Consider the following 19,555-nt stretch of genomic DNA (forward strand, 5'->3'; position numbering starts at 1 on the left):
TTGCCGGGGTGGCAGTCTTTCTGCGCCGCCGTGAACCTGTTGCCTACGAACTGTCTTGAGTGGACGTGGCCCTGCCGCGCCCCCGTTCAGAGAAAGCCGCGCTCCTCGAAATCGGGGCGCGGCCTTCACATTCAGGGTTCGCTGTCAGGAGTCAGGCGACGGCAGCGTTTCAGTCGTAGATGACTTCGAGCAGCTTGAATTCGGCGCTGCCTTTGGGAAGCTTCACCGTCACGGTATCGCCGACGCGTTTGCCCAACAGGGCCTGTCCGATGGGCGACTGGTCGCTGATGCGGTTCTTGAGCACGTCCACCTCGTAGGTGCCGACGATCTCGAAGGCGCGCTCGGTGCCCTTGCCGTCCCGGACCTTGATTCTTGCGCCGAGGCCCACGCCGTCCTGGGCGCTCTCGTCCACGATCACGGCACGCTCGAGTTGGTCTTCGAGTTCGATGATGCGTGCCTCGTTCTCTGACTGCTGCATGCGGGCTTCGTCGTAGGCGGCGCTCTCTCGCAAATCGCCGTCGGCCAGGGCGCTGCCCATGTACTCACTGATCTGCTCGCGGCGGGTGGTCTTGAGGTGATTGAGGGTTTCGGCGAGTTTGTCGTGTCCGCGCCGGGTCATCGGGAGTTTGGCTCTGGTCATACGATCTTTGAGTATAGCGGCTTTGGGGCACCCGACCGGTTGTACCCAGACCACTCAGCAGGGCTACCGCAACACCCTTCAAATGGAAAATTGGAGTTCGCGTTTATCAACTTTCTCAAGATCGGCTCCTGTTCTTAGAAAATAAATAGGGCAAAAACCTCGCCTCATTTCCGAATGTTCTGCCATTCGACACCCTCTCTGCGACGTTGCAGTGGCCCTGAACAACTCACATAATGGAGGTTAGCGTCACAGGCCCGGCACGCTCTTGGCCTTGTCCAGTGTCGCTAGGGCAACTGTCTTGGCAGACCGCAGTGTCTCCCGGCGCACCAGGAAGCGTACGGCGGTACGCTCCTCCTCGGCCACGTCAAGCTTGACAAAGGCGGGCTGGGCGCTCAGATCGAGACCCTCGCCGTGCAGGTAGCCGCGCGCGATGGCCAGCGCCTTGACCGTCTGGTTGACAGCAGAGGGCCCGATGGCCTGAATTTCAAGCGTTCCGGTGGTGCGGATCAGGGCGGCGATGGCCCCGGCGACCGCGTTGGGGCGTGATGTCCCGGAAACGCGCAGCGTCTCGTCCATAGCGTTCCTCTCGGTTGTTCGTGGAGCCACTGTAGGTCGCCGGTGACTGCGAAATCAATACAGGGAAATTGAAGTTATGCCGGGTTGACTGGAGACTCGCTCTGTACCCGGTCAAGGCAAAATGAAGTCGCCTCGCTAAGCGTCCACGCCTTCCTGCACGCCGTCGAGGATGCTGGTGAGGCGCGGGCGAGTGAAGGGCCGCTTGCCTTCGAGCAGTTCATTGCCGTGGGCGTGCAGGTGCCAGTGCTTGCTGCCGCCCATGACCCGCAGCGACACCCCGCCGAGGGAAACGTGCCGGGGGCTGACTGCCGCCAGAAACAGCGCCTGACCGCCCGACTCGGGATACTGGGGGTCGGCCCGGTTGAGACTCACGCTCATGATGGTGGTGGGCAGGTCGTAGGGCCGCTCCATGCGGTAGATGTAATCTGGAAAGTCGGCCACCTTGCTCAGCTTGAGGCCGCGTGCGGCGGCTTCCTCGCCGAGCCAGCTGAGCAGGGTCAGCCATGAGCGGTAGAGCGCCTCTTTGGAAACGTCTGGGGTTGAAGTGGACATGTGGGTGCAGTGTAGCGTGCGGGGAGGCTGTGCAGGCCACAAAAAACCGCCCACAGTGGGGCGGCTTGAGGAGAACAGGGGAGTTAAAGCTTTTCGGTCGTCACGCTGGTCACGGTGCAGTTGGTATACACCGGGATAGAAGGCAGCGTGGCCAGCTTGCTGTTGGTGCTGGCCACCTCGCTGCCACTGTGCAGCGTCAGTTGAGCGTAGAAGCTGCCTGCCCCACCGCTGGTGGTCACGTTCTTAATGGCCACGTCCGGGTTGGGCTTAACTATGATCGCCTGGGGTAGCAGGCCGGTGCTCGAATCAGCGGTGAAGACCGTCTTGAAGTCGTTGCCGCTGATGGCCTGGAGCTGGTTGCCTTGCACAGTGGTCGTGTAGTTGCTGTCGTAAACGCTGCTGGTATTGCCCAGGAGACCGATATCGAGGCTGCTGATGGTGCCGGTGGCCGTGTAGTAGACAGCGACGTTAGTGATCTCCGTCGTGCCGGGGTTGAGGTTGGTCGTGTCGCAGGCCACGTATTTGCCGGTGGCGTCTCTGAACTCGGTCTTCAAGTCGTTAAACTTGACAGTGCCGGAGCCGGTGCTGGCACTCCCGCAGGCGGCGAGCAAGAGGGGCAGGGCGAGGGCGGGCAAGAGCATTTTGGCGTTAAGTTTCATTTGGGTCTCCTGGTGAGTGGGGGCGGTGTCAGGTGGGCGGAATTGGAATGAACAGGCGAAGTTGGAAGACCCGCTCGGAGCTTACGAGCAGTTGGCGACGGGAATCTGAGTCACGCTCTCGACCACATTGCTGTAATTGCCGCTGCTGTCTTTACCGAACGCCTGAACGTAGGTATAGCCCTTGACATTCACAGTGGTGATGGGCGTCACGATAATAGCCTGAGCGCTGACGCCGCTACTCGCCTTGAGCGGGGCCAAGCCGGGGCGGATGGTGATGCTGGCCGTGCCGCTGCCACTGTAATCCGGGGCGCTGTAGCGGTCGCCGAAGACGTTGGTGTTGCTGGTATCGCCGGTCAGTGCGCCCTTGAAGCGGATGCCGATCTGCTGGAGGTCGCCGGTCCAGCTCACGCCCACATCGAGGCGGGTATTGAGGTTGTCGCAGATGATCGGGGTTCCGGCGGCGAGCGTGTTGCCGTTCTGGTCCTGAGCGCTGGTAAGGAGCGCGTACTGACTGGTGTACGAACTGACCGCGTCGAGGGTGAGGCTGTTTGACGAGCTGTAAGCGGGCGTTGTCACCGTGACGTTGCAAGCCGACAGCAGAGCCGCCGCGCCGATTAGTCCCAAAAATCTTCTGTTCATACCTCTCACTTTGCCGTCTCAAGCTGACGCGCACGTGACAGCACCTTAAGCGAACGTGAGGCAGGCATTAATCCGGGGCTGAAGAACGCTGATCTGGCAGGCGTAAGGCGGCGCGGCTTACCAAGCTCCGGTGGGCTGGGCGCTCAAATAAGGGTATGCTCGGCAACTTCTTCAAAAAACCCGCAGACGATATGAATGGCCGTGTGCCGCCTGGCCAGAGCCTGACCAGCCGTTTCCCGGTGCTGACCTACGGCCCCGCGCCGCGTTACAAGCTTGAGGACGCGAAAGTCAGGGTATTCGGGCTGGCCGAGGAACGGGAATTCTCCTGGCCGGAGTTGCGCGCCCTACCGCAGACCACGCTGACCTACGACATCCACTGCGTGACCCACTGGAGCAAGCTCGACACCACCTGGACCGGCATCCGGGTGACCGATCTGATGCCGATGCTGATCCTGAAGCCGGAAGCGACCCACGTGATGATCCACTCAGTGGGCGGCTACACCACCAACCTGAGCCTCGGCGATTTTGTGCGGCCCGAGAACCTGCTGGCCTCCCGCTTCGGCGACAAGCCGCTGGAAACGGAACACGGCGGCCCGCTGCGGCTGGTGGTGCCGCACCTGTACTTCTGGAAGAGTGCCAAATGGATTAATGGTCTGGAATTTATCAGCGCCGACGCGCCGGGCTTCTGGGAGCGCAACGGCTACCACATGCGCGGCGATCCGTTCAAAGATGAGCGCTACAGCGACGACTGAATCTCTGCTCCCGCCGTCCGGCGAGGGCCACCTGGTGCCCGACCTGCTCGCGCCGGGGCTGCGGCTGGTGCTGATCGGCACTGCGCCCAGCCGCATCAGCGCCCGTGCCGGGGCGTACTACGCCAACCCGCAGAACAAATTCTGGCGGGTGCTGGCCGAGGTGGAGCTGACTCCGCGTCTCTTCGCGCCCCAGGAGTTTCCGGCGTTGCTGGCCCTCGGTATCGGCCTCACCGACGTGGCCAAGAAGCACAGCGGGGTAGACGCCAGCCTGCCCACCGAAGCCTGGGAACCGGATGAGCTGCGCGCCCGCCTTGCCCACTACCGCCCCGAAGTGGTGGCCTTCACCAGCAAGCGCGGAGCCAGTCAGGTACTGGGCGTGCCGACGGGCAGGCTTTCCTACGGCCTGCAGCCCGGCTTGCTGGAAGGCGCGGAGGTCTGGGTGTTGCCGAGTACCAGCCCGCTGGGCCACAACTACTTTCAGCTCGGCCCCTGGCAGGCGCTGGCCAGGCGCGTTGGGGCGTGCGGGAACTCGCGGCGAGCAGAAGGCGTACTCTGAACATGATGGTCCGGTCCTGTTCCCAGTTTTTCATTTCGCAGGTTTTTATTCTGCACAACGGAGTCCTCCACTGATGGCAGCCCATGTTCCCGAAGAAGACCACGCCTGGCTCAGTGAGCGCCGTTCGCCGTCGCTGATCGGGCAGGCCGCGTTCGCGGTGGGCCGGGCCGGTGACACCCTGGGTCTGGTTGTGGTGGGTTCGCTCAGCGTCCTCTTGATTGGGGTCCTGTTGATCTGCTTGCTGATTGCAGCGCTGAACGGCTCGCTGGTGGCCACGCTGCTGATGCTGGCGGGTATCGCGGGCGTGGTCTTCACCTTCGTGTCGTTCCGGCAACGCACCCGGCAGGCGGCGGTGCGCCGCGAGGCTCCGGCAGCCCTGGCGGTCAGCGACGTGAGCGCCGAACTGGCCTCGCTGGAAGCCGGGCGCATTCAGAAGCTGGCGCACCTGACCCTCAAGGCCGGGGCGAGCCTGAGTCCGCCGCTGCGCCACAAACTCAACGCGGCGGCCACCTCTACCCGCGACGCGCTGCGCTCCACGGCGGCGGGCGGCGTGCTGACCCGCGAGGCCCACGACGCCCGCCAGGCCGCCGACGACGATTTGCCCAGCGCCCTCTCGGCCTACCAGAACCTGCGCGTGACCGGGTCGGACCTGGCCTACGGCGAGGTGCTGCTGGCCGAGCAACTCAGCCTCATCGAGCGCCGGATGCGGTCCATCAGTGACGCGCAGGCCGAGCAGCACACCCGCAAGCTGGAAGCCGGGCGGCGCTACCTCAGCGTCAAGTACGGCGAGGGCGGCGATCTCAAGCCGGGTGACGATCAAGCGGGCAAATGAAGCCAGACAGGCAAATGAACGGCAGGTTCTGAAAAACCTGCTCCCTTCCGGCGGAAGCTGTGCCCTACACTGAGGGGATGAGTCAACCCAGTTCTCCCTCCGTTTCTGGCCCGCTGCGCGTGGTGGTCGCCACCAGCAACCCCGGCAAGGTCAACGAATTCAGAGAAGCCCTCTCCGACCTCGGCTGGCAGCTCGAACCGCTGGGCGATGTGGCGCTGCCCGAGGAAACCGGCAGCACCTACGCTGAGAACGCCATGATCAAGGCCGCTGCTGCGTCTATGTACACCGGCCTTCCGGCCCTGGCCGACGATTCCGGCCTGGAAGTGGCCGCGCTCGGCGGCGAGCCCGGCATCTACAGCGCCCGCTTCGGCCACCGCAAGGACGATCACGAGCGTAATCTGTACCTGCTGGAGCGCACCCGCAACGCCGTGGACCGCCGCGCCAAGTTTGTCAGCGTGCTGGTCCTGGCCTACCCTGACGGCCACATCGAGGAGTACCGTGGCGAGGTGGACGGCAAACTGCTCGAAGGCCCGCGCGGGGTCGGCGGCTTCGGCTACGATCCTCTCTTCGAACTGCCGGATGGCCGGAGTCTGGGGCAGCTCAGCCTCAGTGAGAAACGCGCCGTGAGCCACCGGGGTAAGGCGTTCGCTGCCCTCAAGGACGCACACAAGAACGGTCAGCCACCGCGCCCCACGGGGAGCAAGGTTTGAGCTGCTGGCAAGGAAGAGGACTGACTTAAAGTCATGAAGATGGCCTCCTGTCGGAACTCTGTGGAGGCCTTCTTCATGACTTTTGGCTGGAACCTATATACAGGCAGCAGTAGAAGTGGCGGGTACTTCCCTGGAGTAATCTTTGCCGATAAAGGATTTGTGGAACTCATCCCATGATCCCGGATAACCTGCGTCTGCTTCACTGGCTTGCATGACTCCCACAACAGCCGCTTGATTGATGAGATCTTCTGAGCCCATGTTGATGGGATACTCGGGCGTGTAATTTTTCCAGTATGTAAGGAAATATTGTGCATTGACGCAAGGCATTGTTTTGAGGATCGAATTCACAAGCATCGTCGTGTAAATATGATCCGAGTGATCGACTTTGACGATTGGATCGGAGTCCATCAAATTAAACGATGCCTTCCCCAGATTTCCCGTTTCTTTCTTGATAATCCCCTTGACTGTGTTTGTCAAGTCCTTCCAGTCTGGATACACTGCTGACTTGTCGATTGCATTGATTTTAGGAATTTTGTTCTCGTAGAGAAGTTGCATAGACTGACCAGCAAACCCCTTTCCGTCCGGCGCGCCGTCTGGAAGCCGTAAAAAATAAGAAGCGGTGTTCCGATACGCTACCCTGAGCACTTTATGTCCAGCGATGACGACTTTGGAAGACACTGGATCTTCCCCAGTCGCGGCATTGACGCTGGCAATAAAGCGCACCGCTGCGTTGGCACCATCTTCACGTGCTTGATAGTAGGGATTGTTTTTGACCGGGCCTCTGCCCGCGCCCGCGTCACCAGCAGTGAGGTAGATGAACACGTTCTTGGTCGTCGCGCTGGTGACTTCACGGTAGACTTCAGGGCTGAAAAAGAGTTCCCAGTCGTCTGCGTGGGCGACCACATTGAAGTCAACCGCCTGAACAGTAGTCAATCCCTGTCCTCTAAGTGAATTGACATTCGGCACTTCCGGATCAATGCGGCCGTATTTTGATTTACCCTGCTCTTGGGCCGCCGCCTGCGCCTGCGTTGGGGTCACTCCCTGAGCGCTCACGTTGCTGGTAGGCGTGCTACTCGAAGTGTCACGCGAGCAGGAAAATAGAGAAACGCTCAGCAAAATCATGCCGCATAATCTGATTGTCGTTTTCATTTGCAACTCCGATGTGCTGTTTCTTCAGCGCGAAAGCGGGCGGCCGCATTTTCTCATAACTCTTACGAACGCCTCAGCATAACACGATTTTTTCACACAGTCAGTTTTTGCAATGGGGGGGATAGGGGTAATTTTGAAGCAGAAACCGACTTTCATCGGTCCCAATTTTTCTGAAAAGGATGTGTGGGACATCTAAAAATACCGTTGCGGTTGAAAGTGATCTCTTCTTAGGCTACGACTAATTTTTCACACTCTGAGTTAATCCGGCCGCTGCACGTCCGCGAACTTAAGTCTGAGTGCTCGGGCGCTGGCCTGCGGCACGATCTCGTTCACCTCTGCGCCGTAGGAGGCGATCTCGCGCACCATGCTGCTCGATACGAAGCTCCAGCGGGTCGCTGCCATGATGAACACCGTCTCCACGTCGCCGAGCTGGCGGTTGAGGTGGGCGATCTGGAGTTCATATTCGTAGTCCGACACTGCCCGCAGTCCGCGCACGATGATGCTGCGGTTTTGCTGGCGCATGTAGTCCACCAGCAGGCCGCCGAACGAATCCACACTGACGTTGGGCAGATGCTGGGTGGCTTCCTCCAGAATCTGAAGGCGCTCCTCCAGGCTGAAGAGGTGGGTGCTGCGCTTGCGGGCGTTGTGCATCACGGTCACGGTCACGTGGTCGAAGATGCGTGAGGCGCGGGTCAGCACGTCCATGTGCCCGCTGGTGACCGGGTCGAAGCTGCCGGGAAAGACGGCGTTCATACCGCGCGTTTCAAGCGTCTTTGGGGTCTTGCTCACGGGCCTCCTGGGGTGCGGCGGTGTAGAGCGTCAGCACGTTGCTGCCGTAGACCCGGCGCTCGGCTTCGAAGCCCGTCATCTCGCCGGGGTGGAGCTGGCTGGGGTGCTGAGCGATCAGCAGCGAGTCCGCGCCCATCAGCGGACTGCCCAGAATCTGGCGGGTCAGCTTGGGAATATCCTGGGTGTAGGGCGGGTCGGAAAAGAGGATGTCGTGCGGCGGCAGACTGCCGAGCAGCCGGGCCGTGTCGCCGCGCACAACCCGCACCCGCAGTCCCAGGTCGCGGGCCGACTGCTCCAGATTCTTGACGGCCCGTGCGTCCTGCTCGACCAGGGTCACCCGGTAGCCCCGGCTGGCTGCTTCCAGGCCGATTGCGCCGCTGCCGCCGTGCAGGTCGATGAACGAGGAGCCTTCGGGAAAGCGCGAGTAGAGCAGATCGAATAGGCTTTTACGCAGCCGCGCCGTGCTGGGACGGGCGCTCTCAGGAACCTTGAGAGTGCGGCCCTTGGCGACGCCGCCCAGAATGCGGACGCTCAAGCGCGTGCCAGGGAAAAGTGGAGAACAGTCATGGGCTGAGGATAGCTGAGGGAACGCTGCACAGCTTCAAACTCACTATCCAAGCCTAGAACTTGTCGCGGTCCGGCAGCCAGATCAGGTATTTGGGCCAGCGTTCCCGAACCACTTCTGGCGAAGTCATTTTGCGGATTTCCTGCCACGCCTCCTGCTCACCACTGTAGTAGTTGAAGTTTATGGATACTAATTGTCCGTAAACGGTGTGGATCTTCAGAATTAAACTAGGCGAACGCGGAACACGCTCAATGGCAATTCCATCTATATCCGTCCCCCTAATTTTCCACTTACCGAAGAGGCAGTATTTTAAAATTGAATCTGGGGTAATAACTATTCTTGATTGAGTGGTAATTAATAGCCAGAACGTCGAAGTAACTAAAAGCGAGTATCCAAATGCGTAATCAAAGGATGATGTGCTGGAATCAGAAGTAAAGAGGGCGTATAAGGAGACAGTTATAAAGAAGATGCTGAAAGCAGACCACCATTTTCTTACTCTATAAACGGCCACACTTTATTTGCCTTGTAGCCCCATGCTCTGCCAGAACCCGTCGAGCGCCACCTTCACTTCTGGCAGTTTCTCGAACTGCGGCAGGCCTTGGCTCGGCACGATGCGCACGGCGCTCACGTTGCTCTTGGCGGTGAAGTCCGGCAGGCGGTTAAAGTTCACGTAATTGTCTTTGTCGTAGAGGACCAGCACTGGGATGCTGAGCTTGCTGTAAAGAGTGTCGAAGGCGTCGGGCGTGAACAGACGGCCACTGATGAAGAATAGCGGCGCGTACTTGCCGCCCAGCTGGTTGGCACTCTCGCGGCTGTAATTGAAGAGACCCGAATCAACCGGGCCAACGAAGCTCTGCTTCAGGAAATACAGAATGCTCGGCTGGCTCTTGATCAGGGCGTAGAGCGGCGTGCCGAAAGTCCGCAGGCGCTGGTAGAGTTTCTGGCCACCGTCCTCGTCGCGTGCGCGCTGGGTGCCGCCGCGTGCGCTGCCCAGGCCGGAAGGGGAGATCAGGGCCAGCGACTTGATGCGCGGCTCAGCGAGGGCCGCCCGCGCCGCGAACTCCGAGCCGAGCGAGAGCGACACCACGTCCACGTCCTGCCCGATCTCGGCGACCAGGTTGGTCAGGGCGCTGGTCATCAGTTCGGGGGTGTAGGTCACGTCAGGCCGCGCCGAGCTGCCAAAGCCGGGCCATTCCAGCACGTAGATGGGCCTACTTCCCGCGTAGGTGTCGAAAATGGGTTTCATCTCGTAGGCACTGGCGGCGGCGTTGATGCTGGTGGTCAGCAGCAGCGGGCGGCCCGTGCCGCGTGTGTCGGCATAGTAGGCCACCCTGCCGAAGCCGGGCAGCTCAAAGAAGCGCCGCTCGGCGTCCAATGCGGGCGACAGGGCCGGTTGGGTGCTGCTGACGGCGGAGGGCGTAGCGACGGTGACAGCGCTTCCAGTGTTTGTTGTGCTGGTCTGCGCGCCCGCCTGCCCCAGCGTGACGCTGAGGCCCAGGGCCGCGACCGTCAGCCACAATCCGAGGGTATGTTGTTTGCTCATGCCCAGAGTTTAGCGAACCGAGCTGACCGTTCGGTAACTTTGATGGCGAATGAGATTAAGGTGGGCTTGATGGTTTCGGCGTCTTCAGTGGTGGGTGTAGGCCGCGTAGCGCTCCAGCAGGTCCCAGGCTGCGCCGCCGCGCAGAATCTGGCCCGCCAGCTCAGCGCCGCCGCGCAAATCTGCCGCCCGGCCCGCCAGGTACAGCCCGGCTCCGGCGTTGAGGGCCACCACGTCGCGCTGCGCCGCTGTGCCGCCGCCCTGCAACACCGAGCGCGTGATGGCGGCGTTCTCGAAGGCGTCGCCGCCGGTCAGTGCCGAGATGGGGTGCTCGCCCAGACCCACGTCCGCCGGGGTCAGGGTGTAGTCGCTGATCTCGCCTGCCCGCAGCTCGCTGACGCGGGTGGGGCCGCTGACCGTCAGTTCGTCCAGCCCCTCGCCTGACACGACCAGCGCCGCCGCACTGCCCAGCAGCCGCAGCACCTCGGCCAGTGTGCGGGTCAAAGCCGGGCTGTAGACGCCCACCACCTGATGGGTTGCCCCGGCGGGGTTGCTGATCGGGCCGAGCACGTTGAAGGCGGTGCGCGAGGCCAGCTCGGTGCGCACGGGTGCGGCGTGCCTCAGCGCCGGGTGGTAGTTGCGGGCGAACATGAAGCCCACGCCGAGTTCGTCGATGGCGCTGGCGGCCCGCTCCGGCGGCGCGTCGAGGTTGACGCCCAGCGCTTCGAGCACGTCGGCACTCCCGGCGCGGGCGCTGGCGGCGCGGTTGCCGTGCTTGGCGACATGCACCCCGCCCGCCGCGATCACGAAGGCGGCGGTGGTGGAGATGTTGAAGGTGTTGGCTCCGTCGCCGCCAGTGCCCGCCGTATCGAGCAGCACCTCGCGCGGCGTCACCGGCACCCGCACGGCGTGGCGGCGCATCGACTGGGCAAAGCCTGCGATCTCCTCGGGCGTCTCGCCGCGCACCCGTAAAGCTGCCAGCGCCGCCGAGAGCCGTGTGGCGCTGATATTGCCGTTCATCACCTCGTCCATGAAGGCAGACGCCTCCAACTGGCTGAGGCGCTCGCCGTTCATCAAGCGGGCGTGGATCATGCGCGGCCTGCCTGATGTTGCCGAACTTCATTCAGCCGGACCTCATTCAAAAAGTTGCGAATCATGATCTTGCCGTCCTCGGTGGCGATGCTCTCCGGGTGAAACTGCACGCCGAACACCGGGTAGTCGCGGTGACGCAGGGCCATTAGCGCGCGGTACTCGCCCGCCGGGGTCTGATCGGTGGTCCAGGCCGTCGCCAGCAGTTCCGGCGGCAAATCTTCAACGATCAGGCTGTGGTAGCGGGTCACGCATGCCTCGCCCTCAATGCCTGCAAACAGGTGCTGACCATCGTGCGAGACCCGGCTGGTCTTGCCGTGTACTGGAATCGGCGCGCGTTTGACCGTCGCCCCGAAGGCCTCGCCGATGCTCTGGTGGCCCAGGCAGACGCCCAGCAGCGGATATTTCGGCGCAAAGGCCCGAATCACGTCCACGCTCAGCCCGGCTTCCAGCGGCGTGCAGGGGCCGGGCGACACCACGATGGCGTCGGGATTCAGCTTCGCTACGTCGTCCAGCGTGAAGGCGTCGTTGCGCCAGACGGTCAGTTCGCAGCCCTGCTCGCCAAAATACTGCACGAGGTTGTAGGTGAACGAGTCATAGTTGTCAATGATGAGGATGTGGATTTTGGGCAGGGCGCTTGCTGGCTGGGTCATTTTTCGTTCTCCTGATTTCATCATTTCGATCATGCCGATTGGCCCCGCTTCAAACTGGCCGCTCTGGAGATAGCCGAGCGATTCGTAGAGCCGAAGATTGCCCAGACTGCGCTCGCCGGTGAACAGCTTGAAATTCTGAAGGTCCAGCGCCGTTTCTATCCCGCACATCAGCGCACGCCCCAGTCCCTGTCCGCGCCGTGCCGGATGTACCATCAAGCGCCCGATCTCACCCACTCCGCCCATGACCCGTCCGCGCACCGAGCCGACGGGTTCGCCGTCTTGCTCAGCGATAAGCGTCGTGTACTGGGGAAATTCATCCGCAAGTTCCGGCAATGTCTGCTTCATCGGCGCGATTTCCGCTTCCGGATAGAGTTCGGCCTCGCTCTGAAAGGCCAGTTTTTGCAGCGCCAGCAAAGCGGCCAGATCGTCGACGTTCGCTGACCGGATGTTCACAGTCCTCCCGCCGCCCTTTCCGCCGCCCGCATCAGCGCCGCCGCCTTGCTTCTCGTTTCCAGTTCTTCGGCCACTGGGTCGGAGTCGGCCACGATGCCCGCCCCGGCCTGAATATGGAGTTTGCCGTTCGTGATGACCATGGTCCGCAGGGTCAGGGCCATGTCGAGGCTGCCGTCGAAGGCGATGTAGCCGAAACTGCCCCCGTAGGGCCCCCGCCGCACCGATTCCACCTCGTCGATGATCTCCATCGCCCGGATCTTGGGTGCGCCCGACACCGTGCCCATCGGCAGGGCGCTGGCCAGGGCGTTGAGCGGCGTCTGACCTTTGCGCAGAATGCCGCGCACCCCGCTGACGATGTGCATCACGTGGCTGTAGCGCTCGATGGAAAAGGCGTCCTCCACCGTCACGCTGCCGTACTCGGCCACCCGCCCGATGTCGTTGCGGCCCAGATCGACCAGCATCAGGTGCTCGGCCCGCTCCTTCTCGTCGGCCAGCAATTCGGCGGCCAGCGCGGCGTCCTCCTCGGGTGTCTGACCGCGTGGCCGGGTCCCGGCAATCGGGCGGGTCACGATGCTGTGGCCGTCGCTTCGCAGCAGGCTCTCCGGGCTGCTGGCCACCAGCGTCACCTCGCCCAGATTCAGAAAACCCAGGTACGGGCTGGGGTTGATGCCGCGCAGGGCACGGTAGAGCGCGAACGGTTCCACCGTCAGGTCGGCGGAGAAGCGCTGAGACGGCACCACCTGGAAGATGTCCCCGGCATGGATGTACCCGATGCAGCGCTTCACCGCGTTCTGGTAGCCCCCGGGTGTGAAGTTGCTCTTGAAGGTCATCGGCTCGGCTTTCTCACGGCCCGGCACATCCGGCAGCGGCCCGCGCAGATCGGTTTCCAGGGCGTCCACGATGCGCCCGGCCTCGGCCTCGGCCTCGGAGATGGCCACCGCGTAGAGCCGGTGGCGCAGGTGATCGAAGATGACCAGACCTTCCGGCACGATGAACAGGGCGTCCGGAACGTTCAGCTCGTCGGGATTGGCGTCGGGCAACTGCTCATAGACCCGGATGATGTCGTAGGCCGCGTAGCCCACTGCGCCGCCGAAGAAGGGCGGCAGGCCGCTGAACTTCTCGGTGGGCAACGTCACGGGCCGCAGCACCCGGCTGTAGAGCAGGGCGAGCGGGTCCGCCGTCTCCATTGTTTCATTCCCTAAGATCCCGCTGAGCGTCGCCGTTGTCCCACGCAGGGTGAAGCGCCCCACCTCGCCCACCCCGATAAACGAGTAGCGGGCCTGCCGCTCGCCGCCCTCCACGCTCTCCAGCAGAAAGCTGAGCTTCTTTGCGCCGCCGGTGACTTTCAGGTAGGCGCTGACCGGCGTGTCGAGATCGGCGTTGAGTTCGCGCACTTCGGTAAAGGTTGCTGGGGGCTGAATCTGCGGCTGGGTGAGGGTCATGCGGTCTCCTGCGGAAAGGGGAGGGGAAGATGCGGACACACAAAAAAACGCGCCCGGAACTCGTCGGTTCCTGGGCGCGGCGGGACTTCTTGCAAGGCAGCCGGAGTGTCACCCAGAAAAACGGGGCCACCACCAGGCAGTGCGGCTGAACATGCCCGTAGCATAAGCGCCGCGGTGCCAGAGGTAAAGCGCCCAGTTCCTGAGAACTCCCTCAAGCCCGGCTGAAGACGCCTGCGCCCGGCCAGGTCTTAGGGTGGGAAGATGCTCAATGCCCTCCTGAAATTCGTCATCAGTGCGGCGGCGCTCTACCTCGTCACCCGGCTCTACGGCGGCGTGTCGTTCGAGCCGGGCAGCACCTGGATCAGCGTCCTGATCGCCGCGCTGGTCATGGGCGTCGTGAATGCCGTTCTCCGGCCCATTCTGCTGCTGCTCTCGCTACCGATCAACGTGCTGACGCTGGGCCTGTTCACCCTGGTGGTCAATGCCCTGATGCTGATGCTGGTGGCGTCGCTCACGGCGCTCAACGTGTCGGGGTTCGGCGGCGCGTTCGTGGGGGCCATCATCCTGACGGTCCTCAACTGGCTGATCGATCTGGTGTTGCCGCAAGAGCTGGACCGCTGATTCCACCGACCTTTCCTGGCTGAACTTTTGATAGCTTGCCGGGTGTGATGCAACTTGTCCACACGCCCGCTGAGCTGCGGGCCGCACTGGGGCCGGGCGGCAGCCCATCCCTGGGGCTGGTTCCGACGATGGGCCACCTTCACGACGGCCACGCCCACCTGATCCGCCGCGCCCGCGCCGAGAACGACCGGGTGGTGCTGAGCCTCTTCGTCAACCCGCTGCAATTCGGCCCCAGCGAGGACTTTGCCGCTTACCCACGCGACCTACCGCACGACGCGGCTTTTGCCGAGCGGGCTGGCGTGGACGTGCTGTTTGCGCCGGACACCGACCAGATGTACCCGCCGGGATTCGCCACGCGGGTCAGCGTCGCGGGCGTCTCGGAGGGTTTCGACGGTGCGTCGCGGCCCGGGCACTTCAGCGGAGTGGCGACAGTGGTGCTCAAATTGTTCAACCTGGTGCAGCCGACGCGGGCGTATTTCGGTGAGAAGGACTGGCAGCAACTGATGGTGGTGCGCCGGATGGTACGCGACCTTGATTTGCTGCTCGAAATCGTGGGTGTGCCGACGGTGCGCTCGTCGCTGCCCGGCGAGGAAGGCCTGGCACTGAGCAGCCGCAACAGCTACTTCACGCCGCCGCAGCGGGCACGTGCTGCCGTGCTCGCCCGCGCCCTGGGGGCGGCCCAGCAGTGCTATGCGGCGGGCGAGCGCCGCCCGGACGGGCTGCTGGCGGCGGCCCGCGCGGTGCTGGTCAGCGAGCCGGATCTGACCCTCGATTACCTGGGGCTGGTGGACGGTGACATGCGTGACATAGAACAGCTCGATAATGGGGGTGTGTCTATCCCGCGCCGCTCTGATGCTCCCCTGCCTGCCGACGCGCCGACGCAGGCCCGCCTGCTGGTGGCGGCCCACCTGTTCGGCGTGCGCCTGATCGACAATCTGCCGCTGACCGTGCCAGCCACTGCGCCCGCTGCGGTGGACTATGCGGAGAAGGTTCAGTGAACCTCGACGAATTGCTGCGGCAGATGCTCTCGCGCCGGGTCAGCGACGTGCACCTGCAAGCGGGCAGCCCGCCGACCGGCCGGGTGGACGGCCAACTGGTGCAGTTCGGCACCCAGTTGCTGATGCCGCCCGACACCCAGGCACTCGCCCAGAGCATCCTCAGCGCCGATCAGTGGGAGGATTTCGAGTACCGCAACGAACTTGACACCGCCTACAGCGTTTCAGGCATGGGCAGATTTCGCTGCAACATTTTCCGGCAGCGCGGCGCGGTTGGCATCGTCATGCGGGTGGTCGGCGACAGCATTCCCAATTTCGAGACGCTGGGGCTGCCCACCGAGGTGCTGCGGACGTTCTCGGAAGCCTCGCGCGGGCTGATTCTGGTGACAGGGCCGACGGGCTCGGGCAAGAGCACCACCATGGCCAGCATGGTCGACCACATCAACCGAAACTTTGCCTACAACATCATCACCATCGAAGATCCGATCGAGATCTTGCACCGCAATCAGCGCAGCATCGTGGCCCAGCGTGAAATCGGCGCGGACACCCGCGACTTCGGCACCGCCCTCAAGTACGCCATGCGCCAGGACCCCGACGTGATCCTGATCGGCGAGATGCGCGACAAGGAAACGGTGGAGGCCGCACTGACCGCCGCCCAGACTGGCCACCTGGTCCTCTCGACCCTGCACACCCTCGACTCGATGCGGACCATCAGCCGTATCATCGATTTCTTTCCGCCGTATGAGCGCGGCCAGATCCGGGTGCTGCTGGCCGAGTCGCTGGTGGGCATTATCAGTCAGCGGCTCTTGCGCCGCTCCGACGGCGTGGGCCGGGTGCTGGGCCACGAGGTGCTGATCAACACGCCGCTGATTTCCGAATTTATCCGCGACGAGAGCCGCACCCACGAGATCAAGGAGGCGCTGGTCGAGGACAACATCAGAGGTATGCACACCTTCGACCAGCACCTGCTCGATCTGTATCAGGCCAACCTGATCTCGATGGAGGAAGCCCGCGACAACGCTTCCAGCCCCAACGAGTTCAAGCTGATGGTGACGCGCTCCAACAGACGCTGAGGCTGAGGAGGGCGGAGGCCACGCACCTGGAAAGCGTTCCAGCAAGCGTCTAGTAGTTTCTGGTGGCGGATTGTGGAGTAGCCTGGCATTGATGCGTCACTCTTTCCGCCGCGTTTCCTGGGCGCGCGCTCCGCGCTCGGCCCGCTGCGCCCAGGCTGCTGGGTGAAGGCCAACTGGACACTGCTGGGCCAGCGAGAGTATCGCCAGCTCTGGACAGCCCAGACCCTCTCCACTTTTGGAGACGCCCTCTTCCGGGTGGCGCAGGTTGCTCTGGTACTGAAGCTCGGCGGCGCGGCGGCGGGTCTCAGTGGGGTGCTGCTGGCAAACGTGCTGCCTGGGCTGCTGTTCTCCTTGTTGGGTGGCGTCTGGGCGGACCGCCTCAACCGCCGCCGCCTGCTGGTGGCAACCAATGCGGGCCGGGCCCTGGGTATGGCCCTGATGACGTGTCTGATCTGGTCAGGCCGCACCGAGTTGTGGCACCTTTACGCGCTCGGCGTGGTATTTGGCAGCCTCAGCGCTGTGGGCAATCCGGCGTACAACGCCCTCCTGCCCCAGGTGATTGCGCCGCCGCAGTTGCAAGCGGGCAATGCCCTTTTCTCGGTGGGTGACAGCCTCGGTTACCTCGTCGGCCCCGCCCTGGCCGGGGCGCTGCTGGCAGTGATCGGCGTGGGTGGCCTGGCTGCCGTGAACACCGGGGCGCTGCTGTGGATGGTCATGACGCTCCTGACCTTGCGCGTGGCCGAGCAGCCAGTGGGAGTGCCGCACGGTGAGACCCTGCTGGAGCAATTGAGCCAGGGCTGGCGCTGGGTGGTCGGGCAGGCCGTCATGCTGCTCTTTCTGACCTTCTTTGCGGCCACCAATGTTGCCACCCCGGTGATGGGCGTGGCGCTGCCGCTCTACGTCACGTGGACGCTGGGCGAACCGGCGGCGGTCTACGGCTATCTGCTCACGGCAATGAATGCGGGCATCCTGGCGGCGTCGTTTGTGCTGGCCTGCGTCCACACCGAGCGGGCAGCCCTGGTAACGGCGCTGAGCGTCATCGGCATCGGCCTCAGCGGCTACCTCGGCGTGGGACTGACCCGCAGCGTGGTGGCGGCGGCGCTGCTGCTGGCCCTGGCCGACGGGCTGGCAATGGTGCCCAACATTTTGTTTCCCACCTGGGTGCAGCAAACCGCGCCTCCCGAATTGCAGGGCCGGGTCTTCGGCTTGATCAGCGTCGCCACTTACGCCCTGGTGCCGCTCGGCTACGTGGTCGCGGCGGGCGCAGTTGGCACCTGGTCGCCACCTACCGCTTTGATGGCTGCCGGGGCCGTGCTGGTGCTGATCCCGGCGGCAGCTTTGCTCTACAAACCGTTTCGTGAAGCGCGGGGCGGCTGATCAACGACGGAGTGCCGTTCAAAGATGCGGCCCGGTACTGGAACTGCATATTTCCTGTTGCCAACGAATAGTCCGGTTGCCTGCCTGCGCCTCTGCTAGCCTCTCTGCATGACTGGCCTCTCAGACACCATCGCCGCCATCGCCACCGCGCCGGGCAGCGCCGGGGTGGGCATCGTGCGCGTCAGTGGCCCGGCGGCGTTGCGGGTGGCCGACGCGGTATTCGCTGGACGCTCGCGGCCCAGCCGCACCCCCGGCGGACGCTTTCTCTACGGCGCGTTCAGGAGCGGGTCGGGCGACAGCATTGACGAGGGTCTGTGCCTCATCTTTCGCGGTCCGCACAGCTACACCGGCGAGGATGTGGCCGAGTTGCAGTCTCACGGCAGCCCGGCGGTGCTGGCCCGGTTGCTGGAGCGGGTGCTGGAAGTCGGTGCCCGCGCGGCCCGGCCTGGCGAATTTACCCTGCGGGCTTACCTCGGTGGGCGGCTCGATCTGACCCAGGCCGAGGCGGTGCTCTCGCTGGTCAATGCCCAGACCGACGCGGCCCGGCGTCAGGCGACGCTGGGTCTGAGCGGGGCCATCGCGGCGCGGGTCTCGGTTGTGGCTGAGGCCGTGACCCGCACCCTGGCCGCCATTCAGGCAATGCTCGATTATCCCGACGAGGGCGTGCCGGAAGAGGAGCGTGGGGAACCCCTGCTGAGGGCCGAGGCCGAACTCGCTGGCCTGCTCGGCACCGCCCGCGCCGGGCAGATCGCCACGCGCGGCGCACGCCTGGCGCTGCTGGGCCGCCCCAATGCCGGAAAGTCCAGCCTGCTCAACGCCCTGCTCGGCTATGAGCGCAGCATCGTGACGCCCATCGCCGGAACCACCCGCGATTACCTGGAAGCCCAGCTCGAACTGGCAGGCGTGCCAATCACGCTGGTCGATACGGCGGGCCTGCGTGAGACGGCCGACGAGATTGAGGCGGCGGGCGTGCGCCAGGCCCAGTTGCTCGGCCAGAATGCCGACCTGGTGCTGCTGCTCGAGGACGGCAGCGCTGCGCGCGAACCGCTCGACATCGCCAGTGACGCCCCCACTTTGCGGATACAGACCAAGATTGACCTCGGCCAGCGCTGGCAGGCTCCCGGGTTTCTGCTGGTCAGTGCCGTGACGGGCGCGGGCCTGCCGGAGTTGCGCGAGGCGGTGCGCGCGGCCCTGCTCGGCAACCAGACGCGCGGTGAGGCCTGGCTCACCACTGAGCGCCAGGCCGACGCCGCCCGCCGCGCCCTGATGCATATTGCCGCCGCCCGACATCTGCCCGATGACCTGGCCGGATACGAACTGGAACAGGCCCTGGGGGCACTGGCCGAGCTGACCGGGCGTGACGTGCAGGAGGACGTGGTGGACGCGGTGTTCAGGAATTTCTGCGTGGGCAAGTAGCGGCCTTGCTCGGCGCTACTCGCCCGCGCGGCTCACCCGGCGGCAGCCGAGTCGCCCGCTGAGCATCAGCGCGTCGGCCTGGGCCTTGCTGGGCCAGGGACCGAGGAGCTGAGCCTGATTCGGCACGAAGAGTGTGGAGCTGCTGAGCTGGTAAGTGCCGCCGCGCTGGGCCGCCCGCACCACGCAGGCGGCGTCCAGCCCGCTGAGCGCCAGAGTGGAGGTGCTCTCGGTGCCGCCCGCGTCGCGCCAGGCCAGGGCGCGGTCCTGCACCGCCGGATTGAAGTCCGATAAAGTACGCTGGGCCTGGGCCTGCCCGTAGAGCGCTGCCGTCACCGACACCAGCACCGGCAGCAGCGCCGCCAGCAGCCACAGGGTGATCGGGCGTGCCGGGCCTGGGCGCAGCAGCAGCGCCAGCAGGGCCAGGGCCATCAGGATGCTGATTAGTAGATACAGCGAAGTCACGCCCCAGAGTGTAGC

At 63.9% G+C, this 19,555-nt stretch carries 23 protein-coding genes and 1 pseudogene; 9 read left to right on the forward strand and 15 right to left on the reverse strand.

Features of this window, described 5'->3' with window-relative positions:
* Positions 1-169: 169 nt before the first annotated feature.
* From N0D28_RS09240 to N0D28_RS09260, 5 genes are all read right to left on the reverse strand, one after another.
* Positions 170-640: a transcription elongation factor GreA gene (locus N0D28_RS09240; RefSeq protein ID WP_260559243.1), complete on the reverse strand. Its 471-nt coding sequence runs from the start codon at positions 638-640 to the stop codon at positions 170-172.
* A 246-nt stretch (positions 641-886) separates the two neighbouring features.
* A complete protein-coding gene (locus N0D28_RS09245) occupies positions 887-1,216 on the reverse strand; it encodes a stage V sporulation protein S (RefSeq protein ID WP_260559244.1) in 330 nt (109 codons plus the stop codon).
* Between the two features lie 135 nt (positions 1,217-1,351).
* Positions 1,352-1,768: an NADH-quinone oxidoreductase subunit 15 gene (locus tag N0D28_RS09250; RefSeq protein WP_260559245.1), complete on the reverse strand. Its 417-nt coding sequence runs from the start codon at positions 1,766-1,768 to the stop codon at positions 1,352-1,354.
* Positions 1,769-1,851: 83 nt separating this feature from the next.
* Complete coding sequence (locus N0D28_RS09255) at positions 1,852-2,427, reverse strand: hypothetical protein (protein WP_260559246.1); 576 nt, start codon at positions 2,425-2,427, stop codon at positions 1,852-1,854.
* Between the two features lie 81 nt (positions 2,428-2,508).
* Positions 2,509-3,066 (reverse strand): hypothetical protein, encoded by a 558-nt coding sequence (locus N0D28_RS09260; protein WP_260559247.1) that lies wholly within the window; start codon positions 3,064-3,066, stop codon positions 2,509-2,511.
* Positions 3,067-3,221: 155 nt separating this feature from the next.
* On the opposite strand from N0D28_RS09260, the gene N0D28_RS09265 reads away from it, so the two are divergent.
* The 4 genes from N0D28_RS09265 (at position 3,222) to rdgB (ending at position 5,916) form a co-directional block, all read left to right on the forward strand.
* Positions 3,222-3,818: a sulfite oxidase-like oxidoreductase gene (locus tag N0D28_RS09265; protein WP_260559248.1), complete on the forward strand. Its 597-nt coding sequence runs from the start codon at positions 3,222-3,224 to the stop codon at positions 3,816-3,818.
* Positions 3,796-4,374: a mismatch-specific DNA-glycosylase gene (locus N0D28_RS09270; RefSeq protein WP_260559249.1), complete on the forward strand. Its 579-nt coding sequence runs from the start codon at positions 3,796-3,798 to the stop codon at positions 4,372-4,374. The genes N0D28_RS09265 and N0D28_RS09270 overlap by 23 nt, the downstream gene beginning before the upstream one ends.
* A 73-nt stretch (positions 4,375-4,447) precedes the next feature.
* Positions 4,448-5,206: a hypothetical protein gene (locus tag N0D28_RS09275; protein ID WP_260559250.1), complete on the forward strand. Its 759-nt coding sequence runs from the start codon at positions 4,448-4,450 to the stop codon at positions 5,204-5,206.
* A 77-nt stretch (positions 5,207-5,283) separates the two neighbouring features.
* Positions 5,284-5,916 carry an RdgB/HAM1 family non-canonical purine NTP pyrophosphatase gene (rdgB, locus tag N0D28_RS09280; RefSeq protein WP_260559251.1) on the forward strand — a complete coding sequence of 211 codons (633 nt, stop codon included), beginning with the start codon at positions 5,284-5,286 and terminating at the stop codon, positions 5,914-5,916.
* 93 nt (positions 5,917-6,009) lie between these two features.
* On the opposite strand, the gene N0D28_RS09285 is transcribed toward rdgB, so the two are convergent.
* From N0D28_RS09285 to trpE, 9 genes and pseudogenes are all read right to left on the reverse strand, one after another.
* Positions 6,010-7,065: a PIG-L family deacetylase gene (locus tag N0D28_RS09285; protein WP_260559252.1), complete on the reverse strand. Its 1,056-nt coding sequence runs from the start codon at positions 7,063-7,065 to the stop codon at positions 6,010-6,012.
* A 258-nt stretch (positions 7,066-7,323) separates the two neighbouring features.
* The gene (gene coaD, locus N0D28_RS09290) at positions 7,324-7,818 is read right to left on the reverse strand and encodes a pantetheine-phosphate adenylyltransferase (RefSeq protein WP_260561868.1); all 495 of its coding nucleotides are present in this window, start codon (positions 7,816-7,818) and stop codon (positions 7,324-7,326) included.
* Positions 7,819-7,828: 10 nt separating this feature from the next.
* Complete coding sequence (locus N0D28_RS09295; RefSeq protein ID WP_260559253.1) at positions 7,829-8,389, reverse strand: RsmD family RNA methyltransferase; 561 nt, start codon at positions 8,387-8,389, stop codon at positions 7,829-7,831.
* An 85-nt stretch (positions 8,390-8,474) separates the two neighbouring features.
* Positions 8,475-8,930, reverse strand: coding sequence for a hypothetical protein (locus N0D28_RS09300; RefSeq protein ID WP_260559254.1), 456 nt, complete (start codon positions 8,928-8,930; stop codon positions 8,475-8,477).
* A 3-nt stretch (positions 8,931-8,933) separates the two neighbouring features.
* A complete protein-coding gene (locus N0D28_RS09305) occupies positions 8,934-9,962 on the reverse strand; it encodes an alpha/beta hydrolase (protein ID WP_260559255.1) in 1,029 nt (342 codons plus the stop codon).
* An 84-nt stretch (positions 9,963-10,046) separates the two neighbouring features.
* Positions 10,047-11,051 (reverse strand): anthranilate phosphoribosyltransferase, encoded by a 1,005-nt coding sequence (gene trpD / locus N0D28_RS09310; protein WP_260559256.1) that lies wholly within the window; start codon positions 11,049-11,051, stop codon positions 10,047-10,049.
* Positions 11,048-11,701, reverse strand: a complete 654-nt coding sequence (locus tag N0D28_RS09315; protein WP_260561869.1) for an anthranilate synthase component II — start codon at positions 11,699-11,701, stop codon at positions 11,048-11,050. The genes trpD and N0D28_RS09315 overlap by 4 nt, the downstream gene beginning before the upstream one ends.
* A 108-nt stretch (positions 11,702-11,809) precedes the next feature.
* A pseudogene (locus N0D28_RS09320) lies at positions 11,810-12,046 on the reverse strand (GNAT family N-acetyltransferase); the annotation flags it as partial.
* 104 nt (positions 12,047-12,150) lie between these two features.
* Positions 12,151-13,596, reverse strand: coding sequence for an anthranilate synthase component I (trpE, locus tag N0D28_RS09325; protein WP_260559257.1), 1,446 nt, complete (start codon positions 13,594-13,596; stop codon positions 12,151-12,153).
* 261 nt (positions 13,597-13,857) lie between these two features.
* On the opposite strand from trpE, the gene N0D28_RS09330 reads away from it, so the two are divergent.
* From N0D28_RS09330 to mnmE, 5 genes are all read left to right on the forward strand, one after another.
* A complete protein-coding gene (locus tag N0D28_RS09330; protein ID WP_260559258.1) occupies positions 13,858-14,217 on the forward strand; it encodes a phage holin family protein in 360 nt (119 codons plus the stop codon).
* Between the two features lie 47 nt (positions 14,218-14,264).
* Entirely contained in the window at positions 14,265-15,215 is a 951-nt protein-coding gene (gene panC, locus N0D28_RS09335) for a pantoate--beta-alanine ligase (RefSeq protein WP_260561870.1), read from the forward strand.
* A complete protein-coding gene (locus N0D28_RS09340; RefSeq protein WP_260559259.1) occupies positions 15,212-16,285 on the forward strand; it encodes a type IV pilus twitching motility protein PilT in 1,074 nt (357 codons plus the stop codon). Before panC ends, N0D28_RS09340 begins: the two co-directional genes overlap by 4 nt.
* A gap of 162 nt (positions 16,286-16,447) precedes the next feature.
* Complete coding sequence (locus N0D28_RS09345; RefSeq protein WP_260559260.1) at positions 16,448-17,662, forward strand: MFS transporter; 1,215 nt, start codon at positions 16,448-16,450, stop codon at positions 17,660-17,662.
* Positions 17,663-17,770: 108 nt separating this feature from the next.
* On the forward strand, positions 17,771-19,078 hold the full coding sequence (mnmE, locus tag N0D28_RS09350) for a tRNA uridine-5-carboxymethylaminomethyl(34) synthesis GTPase MnmE (RefSeq protein WP_260559261.1): 1,308 nt from the start codon (positions 17,771-17,773) through the stop codon (positions 19,076-19,078).
* A 15-nt stretch (positions 19,079-19,093) separates the two neighbouring features.
* On the opposite strand, the gene N0D28_RS09355 is transcribed toward mnmE, so the two are convergent.
* Complete coding sequence (locus N0D28_RS09355; protein WP_260559262.1) at positions 19,094-19,540, reverse strand: hypothetical protein; 447 nt, start codon at positions 19,538-19,540, stop codon at positions 19,094-19,096.
* Positions 19,541-19,555 lie beyond the last annotated feature (15 nt).

This window comes from Deinococcus rubellus (assembly GCF_025244745.1).
GTDB lineage: Bacteria > Deinococcota > Deinococci > Deinococcales > Deinococcaceae > Deinococcus > Deinococcus rubellus.